The 16,126-nt window shown below is 40.0% G+C and carries 9 protein-coding genes and 5 tRNA genes; all 14 read left to right on the forward strand.

The features are described 5' to 3' along the window. Nucleotides 1–97: 97 nt before the first annotated feature. Nucleotides 98–173, forward strand: a tRNA-Asn gene (locus HMPREF3182_RS02930). A gap of 1 nt (nt 174) precedes the next feature. Next, nucleotides 175–250, forward strand: a tRNA-Glu gene (locus tag HMPREF3182_RS02935). A 5-nt stretch (nt 251–255) separates the two neighbouring features. Further along, nucleotides 256–331: transfer RNA gene (locus HMPREF3182_RS02940), tRNA-Val, on the forward strand. 141 nt (nt 332–472) lie between these two features. Next, nucleotides 473–1,168, forward strand: a complete 696-nt coding sequence (locus HMPREF3182_RS02945) for a TerC family protein (RefSeq protein WP_235808634.1) — start codon at nt 473–475, stop codon at nt 1,166–1,168. A gap of 53 nt (nt 1,169–1,221) precedes the next feature. After that, a tRNA-Pro gene (locus HMPREF3182_RS02950) sits at nt 1,222–1,298 on the forward strand. A gap of 27 nt (nt 1,299–1,325) precedes the next feature. Further along, nucleotides 1,326–1,417: transfer RNA gene (locus tag HMPREF3182_RS02955), tRNA-Ser, on the forward strand. Nucleotides 1,418–1,678: 261 nt separating this feature from the next. Next, nucleotides 1,679–2,089, forward strand: a complete 411-nt coding sequence (locus HMPREF3182_RS02960) for a Fur family transcriptional regulator (protein ID WP_007392245.1) — start codon at nt 1,679–1,681, stop codon at nt 2,087–2,089. A 74-nt stretch (nt 2,090–2,163) separates the two neighbouring features. Further along, entirely contained in the window at nt 2,164–3,309 is a 1,146-nt protein-coding gene (locus HMPREF3182_RS02965) for an exonuclease SbcCD subunit D (protein WP_235808635.1), read from the forward strand. Next, nucleotides 3,306–6,353 carry an AAA family ATPase gene (locus HMPREF3182_RS02970; RefSeq protein ID WP_062485370.1) on the forward strand — a complete coding sequence of 1,016 codons (3,048 nt, stop codon included), beginning with the start codon at nt 3,306–3,308 and terminating at the stop codon, nt 6,351–6,353. The genes HMPREF3182_RS02965 and HMPREF3182_RS02970 overlap by 4 nt, the downstream gene beginning before the upstream one ends. A 77-nt stretch (nt 6,354–6,430) precedes the next feature. Beyond that, nucleotides 6,431–6,796 carry a VOC family protein gene (locus HMPREF3182_RS02975; protein ID WP_062485372.1) on the forward strand — a complete coding sequence of 122 codons (366 nt, stop codon included), beginning with the start codon at nt 6,431–6,433 and terminating at the stop codon, nt 6,794–6,796. Further along, nucleotides 6,797–7,504 carry a tRNA threonylcarbamoyladenosine dehydratase gene (locus HMPREF3182_RS02980; RefSeq protein ID WP_007392186.1) on the forward strand — a complete coding sequence of 236 codons (708 nt, stop codon included), beginning with the start codon at nt 6,797–6,799 and terminating at the stop codon, nt 7,502–7,504. A gap of 216 nt (nt 7,505–7,720) precedes the next feature. Beyond that, nucleotides 7,721–9,868 carry an anaerobic ribonucleoside-triphosphate reductase gene (gene nrdD / locus HMPREF3182_RS02985; protein WP_007392147.1) on the forward strand — a complete coding sequence of 716 codons (2,148 nt, stop codon included), beginning with the start codon at nt 7,721–7,723 and terminating at the stop codon, nt 9,866–9,868. Nucleotides 9,869–9,879: 11 nt separating this feature from the next. Beyond that, complete coding sequence (gene nrdG, locus HMPREF3182_RS02990) at nt 9,880–10,386, forward strand: anaerobic ribonucleoside-triphosphate reductase activating protein (RefSeq protein WP_007392162.1); 507 nt, start codon at nt 9,880–9,882, stop codon at nt 10,384–10,386. Nucleotides 10,387–10,681: 295 nt separating this feature from the next. Beyond that, a complete protein-coding gene (locus HMPREF3182_RS02995) occupies nt 10,682–15,883 on the forward strand; it encodes a TonB-dependent receptor plug domain-containing protein (protein WP_062485374.1) in 5,202 nt (1,733 codons plus the stop codon). The last annotated feature ends 243 nt before the right edge of the window (nt 15,884–16,126 follow it).

Raw genomic sequence — 16,126 nt, forward strand, 5'->3', positions numbered from 1 at the left:
TTTTTTAGTAAAAAAATAAAAAAATAAGAAAAAAGTACTTGCCAAAGAATGAAAGTCATAGTATAATTCTTATTGTTCGATAGCGAACAATACATATTCCTCAATAGCTCAGTTGGTAGAGCAATCGGCTGTTAACCGATTTGTCGTAGGTTCGAGTCCTACTTGAGGAGCCATGGCCCCTTGGTCAAGTGGTCTAAGACACCGCCCTTTCACGGCGGGAACATGGGTTCAAATCCCGTAGGGGTCACCACATATGGGCGATTAGCTCAGCTGGGAGAGCGCCTGCCTTACAAGCAGGATGTCGGCAGTTCGATCCTGTCATCGCCCACCATATGAATAGGAGAACTTTCAATTTGTACATGTGTACAAAATTGAAAGTTCTTTTTCATAATAATAAAATAAGGTTGCCTTTGTTTCTATGTGAACGGAGCGAGCAAGTGGTGATATTTATGTTGAGGATAATGGAGGTAGTGTGTTGCAATCGTTAGAATCTATATTAGTATTTGATATCACGATGGTTATACAAGTTATTTTAATTGATTTAGCCTTAGGTGCCGATAACTCAGTTGTTATTGGCTTAGCTGCTAAAAATTTAAGACCGGAGTTGCAGCGGAAAGCTATATGGTATGGTACGGCTGGTGCTATTTTATTGCGTTTCTTAATGGCGTTTGCCGTTTCATGGGTACTGCAAATTCCCTATGCCAAGACGATTGGAGGCTTGATATTGGTGTATATTGGTATTTCCCTAATTGGTGCTAAAGAAGCAGAGGGAGATATGAAGGTAGACGCAAAAAATACCTTGCTGGGTGCAATCAAAACTATCATGATGGCTGATATGTTAATGAGTATGGATAATGTTCTAGGTATCGTTGGCGTTACGAATAATCACTGGGGATTGTTGATTTTGGGCATGTTGATTTCTGTTCCGATCATCGTCTTTGGTAGTACTGTTGTAGTGAAGGTGATGCATAAGTTGCCAGTCTTGATTTATATAGGGGGTGCTATTTTAGCTTGGGCTGCGGCGTCTATGGTGATTACGGATCAGTATTTAGCTACTCATATAGGCGATATTCGTGCATATAGTGGAATCGTAAAAGCCGTTTTTTTAGTACTTACTGTTGGTGGCGGTTTCCTATGGAAATACAGCCATAGTAAGGGGGCGGAATGAAAAAATAGCTTGACTTTTTTATGATGTGTGGTATCATATACAAGTCAGGATAACGGGGCGTGGCGCAGTTTGGTAGCGCGCTTGGTTCGGGACTAAGAGGTCGCAGGTTCAAATCCTGTCGCCCCGACCATATAGCAAAAGCGGTTCCAATATACTTGGAGAGGTGTCCGAGTGGTTTAAGGAGCATGATTGGAAATCATGTGTAGGGCTATCGCTCTACCGAGGGTTCGAATCCCTCCCTCTCCGCCAGCATACAAAGAATCTACTATGGTAGGTTCTTTTTTTTTTGTGTATTTGCGTAGAAATGGAAAAAGACAGTTGCTATATAAGCATAGGTGGCGTATAATCGATTTTATTGATGCATAATAAATAGGTATAAGGGATAAAAGTTATATTATAATATTGTAATTCTTTTTAATAACGGTTACAATATAATAAATGATGTTCATTAAGATGCAAGTTGTTTACTATTTATTACAATATGCATCGTAATAGCAAAGGAGGTTTTTTATGAATATTGCCGAAAAGCTGAGAACGAATGGATATAAGGTTACACCACAGCGATTGGCTGTATATGATGCGATCAATAATAACATGTCTCATCCTAATGCGGAGTCTATTTATAAAAAGTTACAACCTAATTATCCCTCTATGAGTTTAGCGACCGTATATAAAACGATGGAAATTTTTGCTAAGATTGGTGTAGTTAGGGTATTGCAATGTGGAGAGGATTCACATCGATATGACTATAAAATAGATTCGCATGCACATATTCGTTGTGTGAAGTGTAATCGTATTTATGATGTCAATATTGATCAGGCACCATTAATCGAATTAGCGGCTAGTCAAACGGGCTTTACCATAGATGATGTAAGCCTATCATTTATTGGGACATGTAAAGATTGTCAAGAAAAAGAATAATATAGTAATATAAAGGGTACAGGACGAATGGTCTGTACTCTTTTTTTTGGGGCAGTCATATGAGTAAGGAGTAGATGATGAGAATATTGCATACGGCCGATTGGCATTTAGGTAAGATGTTTTATGGTGAATATTTGACGGATGATCAAGAATATGTGTTACGACAACAGTTTTTACCGCTGTTAAAAGAAGCGGCGGTGGACGTGGTTGTAATTGCAGGTGATATTTATGACCGGAGCTTACCACCGACAGGGGCAGTGGAATTATTTGATGAAATGATTACCAAAATTGCCAATGAAGCACATATACCTTGTATGATTATTAGTGGCAATCATGACAGTGCTACTCGTCTTTCCTTTGGTAACAATCTATTGTCAGCACAGGGGATTTATATAGCTGGTGATTGGAATAAATTGGTTAATCCCGTGATTATGGAAGACAAGTTTGGGAAGGTGTCTTTTTATTTGATTCCTTTTGCTGATCCAGCGGAAATACGACAACAATTTGGCAATCGGGATGTGCATGATCATGAAAGTGCGTTGCGACAGGTGTTAGCGTATTATCCTCGAGGAACAGCACGTTCCGTTTGTGTCGCACATGCCTTTGTTAAGGGGGGAATTACCAGTGATTCAGAACGCCCGTTGGCGATTGGGGGAACAGAAGTGGTCGATGTGTCTTGTTTCGATGGTTTTTCCTATACTGCACTGGGACATTTACATGGACCACAACAGGCTGGGAGCAGAAAAAACGTTCGCTATGCGGGGAGTTTATTGAAATATTCCTTTGGAGAAGCACGGCAGAAAAAATCATTTCTTCTTGTTGATATGGATGGCAATGGGCAGGTGGGCTTTGAGTCCATTCCCATTATGTCGCGGCGCGATGTACGTATTATCGAAGGTGATTTTGCTACGTTGATGGCTGCGGAGGATACGCAGACGGATGATTTTATCTTGGCACGAGTGTTGGATAGTGAACCTATTTTAGATGGCATGACGAAGATTCGACAAAAGTATCCTAATGCGTTGGCCTTAGAAACCCCAAATCGCCGTATGATGGGAATGCAGGAAGGGCCACGGGCGGTGGGAAAAACGACAGAGTTTGAGTTATTTCAGAGTTTTGTACAGTCTATGCGAGGCGAGGGGCTATCGGTGCAAGAACAAGCATGTGCAACGGATATTTGGCAACGGTTACTAGCAGAGGATGGTGATGGAATGTTATGAGGCCTTTATATTTGGAAATGCAGGCTTTTGGACCATATGCGGGTAAGCAGTGTATTGATTTTAGAGATTTGAAAGAACGGCGGTTATTTTTAATTTATGGGCCTACTGGTGCAGGTAAGACGACGATCTTAGATGCTATGTGTTATGCCTTGTATGGTGATACGAGTGGTAATCGCCGTTCGGGGGCACATATGCGGAGTGAATATGCCTCGCCACAGGTGCCGACTAAGGTGAGCTTTGCTTTTACAGTGGGATCTCATTATTATCGGATTGAACGTAGTCCCGAGCAAGAAATTGCAAAATTACGAGGTTCGGGGTTAAAAAAGGCGGCCGCAATGGTGGCTTTGTATGAAACAGATGCGAATGGTGAAGATACGAAAGTGATCGCAACGAAGAATGTAAATGCACAGGTAGAATCTATCTTAGGGTTTAAGTCGGAACAATTTCGGCAAGTTGTTCTTTTACCACAAGGAGATTTTCGTAAACTCCTTTTAGCCGGTTCAGCTGAACGACAACAAATTATGCAGATTTTGTTTCATACAGAGCGTTATGCACGGTTTCAACTTTTTATGAAAGAAAAGCATGATGCCATACAGCAAGAATATCAGCAACTGGTGCAACAGGAAAAACAGGGATTAGAAAGTGCAGACTTATCAACGGTAGAGTTGTTACAAGCACGGATAACTGAAAATACTCATCAGATACAAGCGATAAAACAGCAGATTGAGGTAGCTCAACGGTTACAGGAACAGCGAACGCAAGAATTACAAGTGGCAACGGAGTTGGAGAGCCATTTTAAGGCACTTGCGGAAGCACAGTTAGCGTATGAACAGTTACAAAAGCAAGAAAAGGAGATGGCACAGCGGAAAGTATATATAGAACAGCTTGAGCAGGCACATATCTTAGTGGATGCTTTTCAACAAGTAGATGATATTATAACGAAAGGAAAAGAAGCAAGTATTCGTAAGCAGCAAGTAGAACAGCAGCGGAATGACGCATGTGAAAAGGCAAAGCAAGCGGCACAAACCTATGCAAAGTTGCAGGCACAACAAGGAGAAATTGAGGTGTTGACGGGTACAATTCAACAGTGGAAAGGATGGCAATCGCGGATTAACGAATACCATAAACAGAAAAAACGGTGGGATTTAATACAAAAGAAAGAAAAGGATGTAAAAGAAAAAGTGGCTGCACAGGAAAAGCTGCGGGTTGAAGTTGAGGCAAAAATACAACACGTACGTCAAGCGGAAGTACAGTTAGCACAGATACAAACGACGATAGGGGATAAGCAACTAGCGTTGAAACAAGCCCACGATGAACAAAATAGGGCAAATAGTAGACAAGAGTATAAGCAGAAAATAGAGACCGAAGAAAAAAATATGCAGTTTGGGTTAGACCAATTGAAGCGTATGCAAGACGAGGCATCTCGTCTTACACGGGAGTATGAACAAGTGTATTGTTTGTTTATTCAAGGGCAGGCAGCGGTACTGGCAACAACTTTACAGGATGATATGCCATGCCCTGTGTGCGGTTCGCAAGAACATCCGGCACCAGCGATACCGTTGGCAGCCATACCAACGCAAGACGAGGTAGAGGAAAAGAAGAAAAAGGTAGAAGAAGTAAAGGAAAAGTGTCAGAAAAAAGAAGTAATTATTCAGGAAAGTATGACGAAGATAGAAAACTGGAAACGGGAATACGGGAAACTTATAACTGGAGATGAGGCGGATAAAACTGTGGCACAGTGTCAAAAGGAGATAGATACATTAGAAGAGATGCTTAAGACTTTATCGACACAGGTACAGATGATAACGACAAGTCTTCAGTGTATGCCGGATATGGAGAAACAGTTACAAACGATAGAGGTAGATATAAAGGAACAACAAGATACATATATGACATATCATGAAGAAGCCATTCGGTTAGCCACGGACATAGCAATAGTAGAACAGGAAATTCCCGTGGAATATAGAATGCCTAACGCGGTAGATAGGGCGATACAAAAGGAAGAAAAAACGGTAGCTAAGTTTAAAGAAAACGTACAGCAGGCCGAAAAAGAACGGCTTCAGCAAGGGCAATTAGAAGTGCAGTTGCAAACCGTATTTGATCAAGAATGCAAGAAGCATAAACAGTTACAAGCGGATTATAAAGAAGCATGGAAGCTGTTAGTTACACGTGTACAAGAGGCTGGTTTTGATAGTCCGGACCGGTGTCGTATGTTGCAAGAACGTTGGAAAGAACGGGACAAAGAAAAACAAATACTTCAGGATTACGAAGAAAAACAGTCGCGGCATATTGGCGTGATCAAAAAAGAAGAAGCATGCATACAAGGACAGGTTCGCCCCGCCGTAGAAGAAAAAAAACAAGCCATGCAAGCAGTGAATGAACAGGTGCGACAGGCGAGTGAAAAAAAAGCAACCTTGAATGAACAGGTGCAACAAGATACTAAATTATATGAACGGATGCAAGCAGGGAAACAGCGACAAAACGTGTTAATGGAAGAATATAAGGTGGTTGGTTCGGTGTATGAACTGGTCAGTGGTAAGCAAACGGGAATTAATTTTGAACGCTATGTCTTAGGTGCGTTATTAGATGAAGTATTGGCAGCAGCGAATTTGCGATTACATACGATGAGTAGGCAACGATATGAATTGCAGCGTTCTCATAGTTGGGATGATAAACGGGTGAAACAAATTGGCTTAGATATTGAAGTGTTTGATAACTATACAGGCTATGCTCGTCCAGCCAATACGCTTTCTGGTGGTGAAACTTTTTTAGCTTCACTGGCACTTGCCCTGGGATTAGCAGATGTAGTACAGACCTATTCGGGCGGTATTCATTTGGATACTATTTTTATTGATGAAGGCTTTGGTACTCTTGATGATGAAACCCTTGATTTTGCACTGAAAACGTTGTTGCAATTACAAGGTAATGGTAGGTTGGTAGGGATCATTTCGCATGTAGCTGAATTAAAAGAACGCATTACGACTCGTTTGGCTATTCAAAAAACAAAACAGGGAAGTACGGCGGCTTTTGAATTGTTGAATTAACGATTATATTGGCAGTGGTTAAAGAAGCGAGTATAATCGAGTATAATAGGGAACATTGCAGAAAGGAAGCGTATAAGATGCAATTTACATTTCGACATACTAATTTTAATGTATTAGATTTATCGCGAAGTCTTGCTTTTTATGAAAAAGCGTTAGGATTAAAAGAAATTCGGCGGATTGAACGACCAGATTTTACGATTGTATATATAGGCGATGGCGTTTCTTCGTTTTGTTTGGAACTCACGTGGCTTAAGGCTCGTACTACCCCGTATAATTTAGGGGAGAATGAATTTCATACGGCGTTTGCCGTCTCGGATATGGATAATGCATTGGCTTTACACCGAAGTATGGATTGTGTGGTTTATGAAAACCCTGATATGGGTATTTATTTTATTGTCGATCCCGATGGCTATTGGTTAGAAATTATTCCAGAGGTACTATAAATGGAAGAAAAATATACACAGCGAACGGCATGGCTTTTAGGCAAGGATAATGTGCAGAAATTGGGCGAAAAGAAGATCTTGCTGTTTGGCGTAGGTGGGGTAGGGTCGTTTGTAGCCGAAGCGTTGATTCGTGCTGGTATTGGACATCTTGTACTTGTCGATGCAGATGTTTTTGAACCGTCAAATATCAATCGTCAATTAGGTGCTACTGTTATTACGATAGGACAGCCAAAAGTAAACGCTATGAAGGAACGATTGCTAATGATTAATCCTACTGCGGATATACAAACTCATCAGTTTTTTTATTTACCGGAAACGCATCGTGACTTCATTTCGCAGATACAACCAGATTATGTGGTTGATGCGATTGATACGGTGGCGGCCAAGATTTCTATTATTGAAGAATCATACACCTTACATATTCCCGTCATCTCTTCTATGGGAGCTGGCAATAAATTACATCCTGAACAGTTTGAAATAGAGAAGATTGAAAAGACGTCTGTTGATCCGTTGGCAAAAAAAATACGCAAAGAATTAAAGCAACGAGGCATACAAGGTATTTTGGTCGTGTATTCCAAAGAAAAGCCGATAATACCGCAAAAAGAGGAAACGGAAAATGCATCGCCAGGAAGTATTTCTTTTGTTCCCGGGGCGGTTGGACTTATTATCGCTGGTGCGGTGATTCGTGAATTGGTACAGATTGATTAAAAAACGACATGTAAAATGAGAAAGTAGTCTCTGTGTAGGATGTGTGTTTTTTTGATAAAAACTAAAAACAACATGATAGAGTATATTTATATTGACACTCTCTACTATATATAGTATTATTAAAGCACGTTAAAAAAACCATCGAAATGGTGTTTATTTACAATATAAATTAGATAAATATAATCCGTATTACTTATATATGGGGGGTACATAGAAGTGGAAGTAATCAAACGTAATGGAAAACGCGTTCCTTTTGATCGTAATAAAATTGTTATTGCTATTGAAAAGGCAATGAATAGTAGTAGTGGTGTTTATGAACCAGGACAAGCGGAACGCATTGCCCAAGAGATTGAAGCGTATGCCGTAGCGATTCGCAAAGATATGACTATATATGGTATTGAAGATAAGGTTTATGAATACTTATTAAAGTACAATAATCCGGCTACGGCACGGGCTTATGAAAATTATAAGGCCATTCAAGCGTTTAAACGCCAGACCAATACGACTGACTCAGATGTGTTTGGTTTGTTGGATAATACAAACGTGGATGTGTTGAATGAAAATTCTAATAAAAATGGTCATGTTGTATCGACACAACGCGATTTAATTGCGGGGGAAGTATCTAAAGATATTGCTCGGCGTAAATTGATTCCTGCGGATATTGTGCAGGCACATGATTCGGGGGCAATTCATTTTCATGATATGGATTATATCATTCAACCCATGTTTAATTGTTGCTTGATTAACTTAGAAGATATGTTGGCAAATGGTACGGTTATTAATGGAAAAAGAATTGATACGCCGAAATCGTTCCAAGTAGCTTGCACGGTGACGACTCAAATTATTGCCCAAGTAGCGAGTGGTCAATATGGAGGTCAGTCGATTAATGGTATTGATCGTATTTTAGCGCCCTATGTACGGAAATCTTTTGAAAAATACATGGCGGCTGTCGTGGAAGAACAGCAAGAAGTATATGGTATTGAACCGGATATGAAAAAAGCGGAAGAAATTGCATGGAAGCGTACACGTAAAGAAATTAAAGATGGAATCCAAACCGTACAATATCAAATTAACACCTTGATGACAACGAATGGGCAAGCACCGTTTGTAACTCTATTTATGTACTTTAAACCTGATTATGAATACGCTAAAGAAGCGGCATTGATTACGGAAGAATTGTTGCGGCAACGGATTCAAGGCATAAAAAATGAAGCAGATGTATATGTAACTCCTGCTTTTCCAAAATTGATTTATGTCTTAGATGAACATAACGTGACGGCTGATAGTCCTTATTTTTATTTGACGAAATTAGCGGCAGAATGTACGGCAAAACGAATGTATCCTGATTATATTTCTGCAAAAAAGATGAAAGAAAATTATGAAGGAAATGTATTTAGTCCAATGGGGTGTCGTTCCTTTTTATCACCGTGGAAGGATGAAACTGGCAAGTATAAATTCGATGGCCGCTTTAATATGGGCGTTGTTTCGATTAATTTACCCCAAATTGGCATTTTAGCCGATGGCGATGAAGAAAAGTTTTTTCAAATTTTGGATAAGCGCTTAGAACTTTGCAAAAAGGCATTGCTCTTGCGGGTAGAATTATTGAAACAAATCACGTCGGATGTATCGCCGATTCATTGGCAATACGGTGCTATTGCACGGTTAAAACCAGGCGAAACGGTAGAACGTTTTATTTATGGTGGTTATGCAACGCTTTCATTAGGGTATATCGGCATGTATGAAGCGACGATGTTGACAAAACATTGTTCCCATACAGCTCCGGAAGGTAAGCGGTTTGCACTGAAAGTTATGGATGTTTTTGATGAACATATTCAAGCGTGGAAAAAAGAAACGGGTATTGGTTTTGCTTTATATGGTACGCCGGCAGAAAACTTGACCCATCGTTTTTGCAAGATTGATCAGACTCGTTTTGGCGATATCGAAAATGTGACCGATAAAGGCTATTACACGAATAGCTATCATGTCGATGTGCGAGAAAAAATCAACGTTTTTGATAAATTTGCTTTTGAATCAGAATTTCAGAAAAAATCTACGGGTGGTTGTATTTCCTATGCAGAAATACCGAATATGACTCATAATATAGATGCCGTATTGGCGATGATTCAGTATATCTACGACAATATTTCCTATGCTGAATTTAATACGAAGTTGGATTATTGCCATAATTGCGGTTTTGATGGCGAAATTGTGTTGAATGAACAAAATGATTGGGAATGCCCACGGTGTCATAATACAGAACGCACAAAGTTGACGGTTATTCGCCGTACGTGTGGGTATTTAGGTGAAAATTTTTGGAATGAAGGACGGACGAAAGAAATTAAAAATCGGGTTCTTCACATTTAGGTGATGATAGTATGCGGTATGGACAAATACGGCAGTTTGATATAGCCAATGGTCCAGGGATTCGCGTATCCGTGTTTGTCACGGGATGTACGCATGGATGTGTAAATTGTTTTAATGTAGAATATCAACGATTTGATGCAGGTAACGTATGGACGAAAAAAGAAACACAGCAAGTATTGACGTATTTACAAAATCCCGCTGTGAAGGGACTCACCCTCTTAGGTGGAGAACCGATGCAAAATACGGAAGGATTGATTCCCTTAGTCCAAGCGGTGAAAAAGTTTTTTCCGCACAAAGATATTTGGGTGTATTCGGGGTTTGTATATGAACAAATTATTAAGGATAAAGAGAAAAAAAAACTTTTGTCCATTTGTGATATTCTTGTCGATGGACCATTTATAGATGCGTTGAAAGATCCGGCGTTGTATTTTAGGGGATCTTCAAATCAGCGTATTATTCAGATTACACCAAGTTTAGAGCAGGGAAAAATAACATTGTTATGGCCAGATGGGCGATAACAGCAAATGATAAAGGTGGTAGCTATAAAAGGTATGGCTACCACCTTTTTTTGATAATCATATACGAATTATAGAACGCTGTTTTGAAAGAAATTTTTGAATAGTTTCATTGTATTTTTGGTGGAAATATAGTTAATAAAGGAAAAAGACACAAATATGCAGAAATAAATGTCTGAATGGATTGTTTTGTGTCTAAATGGAGTTGATAAATTATACTATATACCATATACTTAAAAAAATAATGAAATAAATATTCAAAATACTAGTCATCAATTTTACGAAAAGAGGGAATGAAATGCGTTTTCAGAGCAATTTGAAAAAACAACGAATGGGATTATTGTTATCCTGCGCTGTTTCGCTGTGGCTGACAGCACCACTTATAGGTCAACAAGGGGTAGAAGCAAAAACGGTTTCGACACATGATGTTGTAGTTAAAGCTACGGCAGCGGAAGAAGAAGCGAAATTTAATTCGCAACAGGTATCTATTATTACGCGGAAAGATATCGAACAGAAACAAGCAAAGACCGTTGAAGATATTATTTTTACACAAACGGGCGTATCCCGTACGGTTGATTCTATGGGACGTGTAGGCGTATCCATACGAGGCGCGGAACCGCGGCATACGTTGATTCTTATAGACGGACAGTCCGTTATGGGAGATTTGTCAAAATACTCCGGACAAATGGATGAAGTCATGCGGATCGGGACAGAAAATGTCGATCATATTGAAGTGATTCAAGGGGCGGCCAGTGCAAAATACGGATCCGATGCCATCGGCGGCGTTATTAATATCGTTACGAAAAAGGCCACTAAAAAACCGCAAATTCTCTTTAATGCAGAAGGTATGCGTGTTGCTGGTATGAGTGGAATAGCTCCTTATGCCAATTACTTCTTGCGGGCTGATTCAGGCAAGATAGGTAAAGCACGAGTCGGCGTATACATGAGTAAACGGGATGTGATGCCCGTATTGGCAACACGGGAGTGGAAGAAAACCAATTCTATTTTGGTAGGACAAGATAAAAACCAATTTAAACCGAATGCGTTGCGCTTTTATGGTACGGTAAATTCCGTCGGGATAACTGGTGCGTATGATGTGTCCGATAATCACAAACTGAATTGGCGAGGCGAACATTATACGGAAGATTTAGAACGCACGATGAAGCATACGGATAATGAATTGGAGCCACAGCAAATTTTTCGTCGTAATTCTACACGGGACAGCTATAATGTTGCATGGAACGGTAGAAAAGGAAATACTGATTGGAATATAGAAGCAAATTATTCTAAATTACAAGAAGATGACATTTCTTTGATTAATTATTTTGGCAAGTCACAATATGACGGAAAAAATGAATTGCGTTATGTAGATGATGTTCGTCATCGCCAAACGGATTTAAAGGCAACGGCAAATACACAGGTCAATGATAAGCACTTGCTTTCTTATGGTGTAGGTTATGTGCATGAATTTGGCGAAGGTAGTCGGTTAAAATCATCGCCTAATACAAGATATAAATATGTGGATCCCTTTGATTACGATAAAGAATTGTTAGTAGAAAAATTAGATAGCTTTATGAAAGATGATAATCGTCAAGGGGAATATATTTGGTCTCATTTGCATGACCATAAATTTCAAGAAGACGGTAAAACTTGGGATAAAGATTTTGAATACTATGGATATGATGAAAAAAATAAGCAGACGTATAAACCACAATTGACGATTGATGATTATTATAATTATAAGCTTTGGAAGAGCGGGGATATTGACAGCGAAGTTTATGGCTCCATGTCTGATGAAAAAAAAGATGCGTGGCGTGAGTTGAAAAATCGTTTAGAAAAAGAAAATCATGGAGTTGCACGAGGCAATATTGTCGGGGATTATTTTAAGTACGGCATTGAATATGAAGAATATAAGGCGAAAAACTTAGCAACTCAGCCAGAAAAGTGGAAAGATTTGGAAAAGAAAATTCCTCGTTTAAATGGGAAACGCTTTTTGGAAAATTATTGGGAACGGAATAATCGTATTACCACTGGTTGGGGAACCATAAAAAAATATAATGCTTTTTTACAAGATACGATTAAAATTAATGAAAATACGATTTTTATGCCGATTATTCGTGTAGATAACAGCTCGTTGTTTGGTACGCATGTATCCGGAAACATCGGTTTGACACACAGTATTAATGCCAATCCGCATCGTCGTTTTAAGGTGAACATCGGAACGGGATATACCGAACCGGGGATGGGAGAATTATGGTATAACTGGGAAATGTATGGAAGTAATCCCGTAAGTATGAATCGGGCTAAAATGGGATGGTATTGGCGTGGTAATCCGGATTTAAAACCGGAAACATCTATCAATTTTGACATGAGTATTGAAGGTGAAAGCAATCGCACATCGGCACGTTTAGGCGTATTCCACAATCGGATAAAAAATTATATGACGGTATATTATACGGGCGAATGGCAAGATTTTGCTCCCGATTTACGACCGGAAAATAAATGGACCCAAGCACCTGATTTGATTTATAGCTTTAAAAATATAGGTCAAGTTGAAATTACAGGTATAGAAGCGGAAATCAAGCATCATTTCAATCAACACTGGTCATTAAAAACGGGATGGACCTATTTACATGGAGTCAATAAAAGCGATCCATTGATGCCGAAACAATTGCTTGATAAGCCTGTTCATAAGGTGGATATTTCCTTAAACTATGACAATCAACAATCCGGTTGGAGTGGACAATTATGGGGCGATTATTATATTAATATGCTCGATAGCCATACGCTTAAAGGCAAGGGAAATTATTGGCCGGATATATTGTCGGAAGTACCGCAAGCAGGAACGAAGAAAACGGTAACGATGTACGAGCGAAAAACGTTTGGCACATGGAATGTGATGGTACAAAAAAGAATTTCCCCGGATATGAAAGTATATTTTGGTATTAATAACTTATTTGATCATCGTGATGACGATCGGGCAACGCAAGAACGCATGTATCGTTGGGGGATTAATGTGAAATGGGGTGCATCAAAAGGCATTTCGCCGAAAGCTGTTCGTAAAACTTTAAAACAGACCGTATTGACTGATTTTATTACCCCTGGATTTGTTGAAGATGAAAAAACGGGATTACAGATAGTAGGATCATATCAAACTATTTTCGCTTCTGTTGGGGGACGAAAGCGAGCTATTCCTCCTTTCCGCAGTAATACGATGGTAGAAAAAAATGCATGGCGTAATCTTAAAAATGCACCGGAACATGGGTTTGAACAACGATTGACCGTAGGCGTTAAAGGAAAGTTGTCATCCCATACGTCGATTGATATCCAAGGGAGTCTTTCGGCTTCTGCACAGGTATCGACTAAGTATGATATAGCACCATCTCGCGGCTTGACTAAGATGCGTTTAGAAAAGGCCGACGTAACACAACATGCCGGTAAGTGGGATGTTTCGTTAGGTCGTTTGCAAGAAGTGATGGGGGTAACGGGATATTGGTTCGGTCGTGAATTTGATGGTATCCGTGCCGTATATACGAAACCGCAGACTCAGGTTCGCGTTGGTTTTGGTGCCTTTGATAAGAGTACGGGTATTCATGATTCAGCGTATACGCATTCGGTGTACACGGAATTCTATCGTCCCCCCACAGCAGCAGAGTTGTTAGGTTTGGGGTATGGTGATGCCAGTGATACCGATTTAGCTAAACAGACTGAAAAATACGATAAGATTTATAAAGAAAAATATCAACAAGATGTAAAAGCGGGCAAACAGGTAGATATGTTCTTCTATCAACAATTACGGGATATTTCAGATGAATGGGATGCCTATTTAAAAACAAATCCGCCGAAAGGTCCGGAACGTGATAAAAAAGAGGCTGTTTTTGTAGAACGCCAGTTAAAATTGGTGAAACGGTTCCAAGAAATTTTAACCCATGCTTATCCGGATGCTTTTTATCAGTATGATAAGAAGACGAATACGAAGACATCCAGATTTGTTCCTTTTGAAAGAGATTTGGGTGATGGTACGGATCAGTCCAAGAAGATTTGGATGTATCGGTTGAAAAATAAAAAAGGTGAATATATCTATCGTGCAGCGACGGATACTGGTGTAGAACCGGGTGTGTTCGATTCTGATATTATTAAAGAGGCTCGGGCAAAAGCAAAGGAAGCATTGCAATCATATGCCGGATTGAATTTAAATGATCCGAAGGGGTTGACGATGGTGCATAATCCGGATGGTACGGTTGGTATTGAAGCCTTTAACAAGATGTCTCCTAAGACCCAAGAAGCCTATAAATTGCTAGCTCGTGCGAATGCGTTAGCTGAGTTGGATAATTACAGTCAAGGCAATTTAAATGATACTGCTGGCATGTTTAAACGCAATGAAAAAGGGGAATGGTATCAGGATAGAGATGATACTAAGGAATATAGATATGCTGGTAATGGTAAGTCCATAGAAGATGCTGAAGATGATGAATGGGTATTAGATGGCGTAGAATCTCATTTAATCGGTCGCCTGGACCAAGATGAGGCGGCGACGACAGAAGCACGGAAGAAATATCCATCGCGAACGATGTATAAGTTTGATAATTATGGAGATAAATTGGGTGAGATTTTATATAAGGGGAATTATACCTTGGCTAAAAATAATAGACAAGGCAAAGATAGTATTTATGACTTACATATGCCCCAGTTTGTGGCAAACTTCTTAGAACAATTGGATAAGACTGTTTTACGAGCTTCCGATAGTGGCTCTCAAGGGCCTCGAGCAGCTTTGGAAAAACAATTGGGCAGACCGATCAAAACAAAAGGATTGGTTACTCGTAAGGATGTCATTCCGTCTCTTTCACGGGCAGCTTTCTTGCAAGTAAAACGACAAATGAATACACGCCTTGGGGTACAAGCGTGGTATTTCCGTGGACAAAATAACACTGCTGAGAAGATGGAATATGCTAAGCAACAAGCTGGTGCGGCAGAGCAAAATGGAGTTGCTTCATTCACGCAATTAGCTCAAGTTGTGGGTATTGGTGTAAAAGCACAAATCGGATCAGATTTGTCCTTATCTTTTGATTATGGTCGTAACTACACTGACTTCGGGCGTTTTATGAACGGTTCGAGTATTTTTGAGCATACGAAAGGCACGGCCGATTTTAGAGTACTTGGCAGAACTGTCGGTTCTACGCCGTCCTTCTGGGCAGTGAAATTAGCAATGGGGCGTAGTAATATTAATGTGGAAGGTAGCTGGAATGCGTTTGTCGATTATAAGGCATTTCAACATGGTGCCTTCTTCGGCGGTACCGGCGCGGAAGGTGTGCCGGATCGGTATTTGGATGGCATTCGTAGCTTTACGGTCGGTGCAGGATATGTCCCAAGAAAGAATGTCTTTTTACAAGGATATTACACTTTTGATGCAAAGGGCATGAAAGCACGGGATACCATTTATGGACCAGAAAACTTCCGGCTTGGTGATTATGCACGGGTACAAGTTACATATTTGTTTTAAGTAAACGGTCATGGTAGACGAAAATAAGGTTTGACAAGATTTCATGGGTTTGCTATGATGGAGAAGACAATAAAAGTGGCGATGCAGGAGAGTAGTAGGTATCATGTATAGCGAAACGGGATGGTGTAAGCCGTTACGATGCTGAAGGCGCTCTGAAGGCCGAAGCCGGAAGTTCAGTTGAATGTGTATGGCTTAGTCAAAAAGTGGGTCAATGACCAATGAGGGTGGAACCGCGGGTGTATA

The sequence above is a fragment of the Megasphaera hutchinsoni genome (assembly GCF_001553405.1).
GTDB lineage: Bacteria > Bacillota > Negativicutes > Veillonellales > Megasphaeraceae > Megasphaera > Megasphaera hutchinsoni.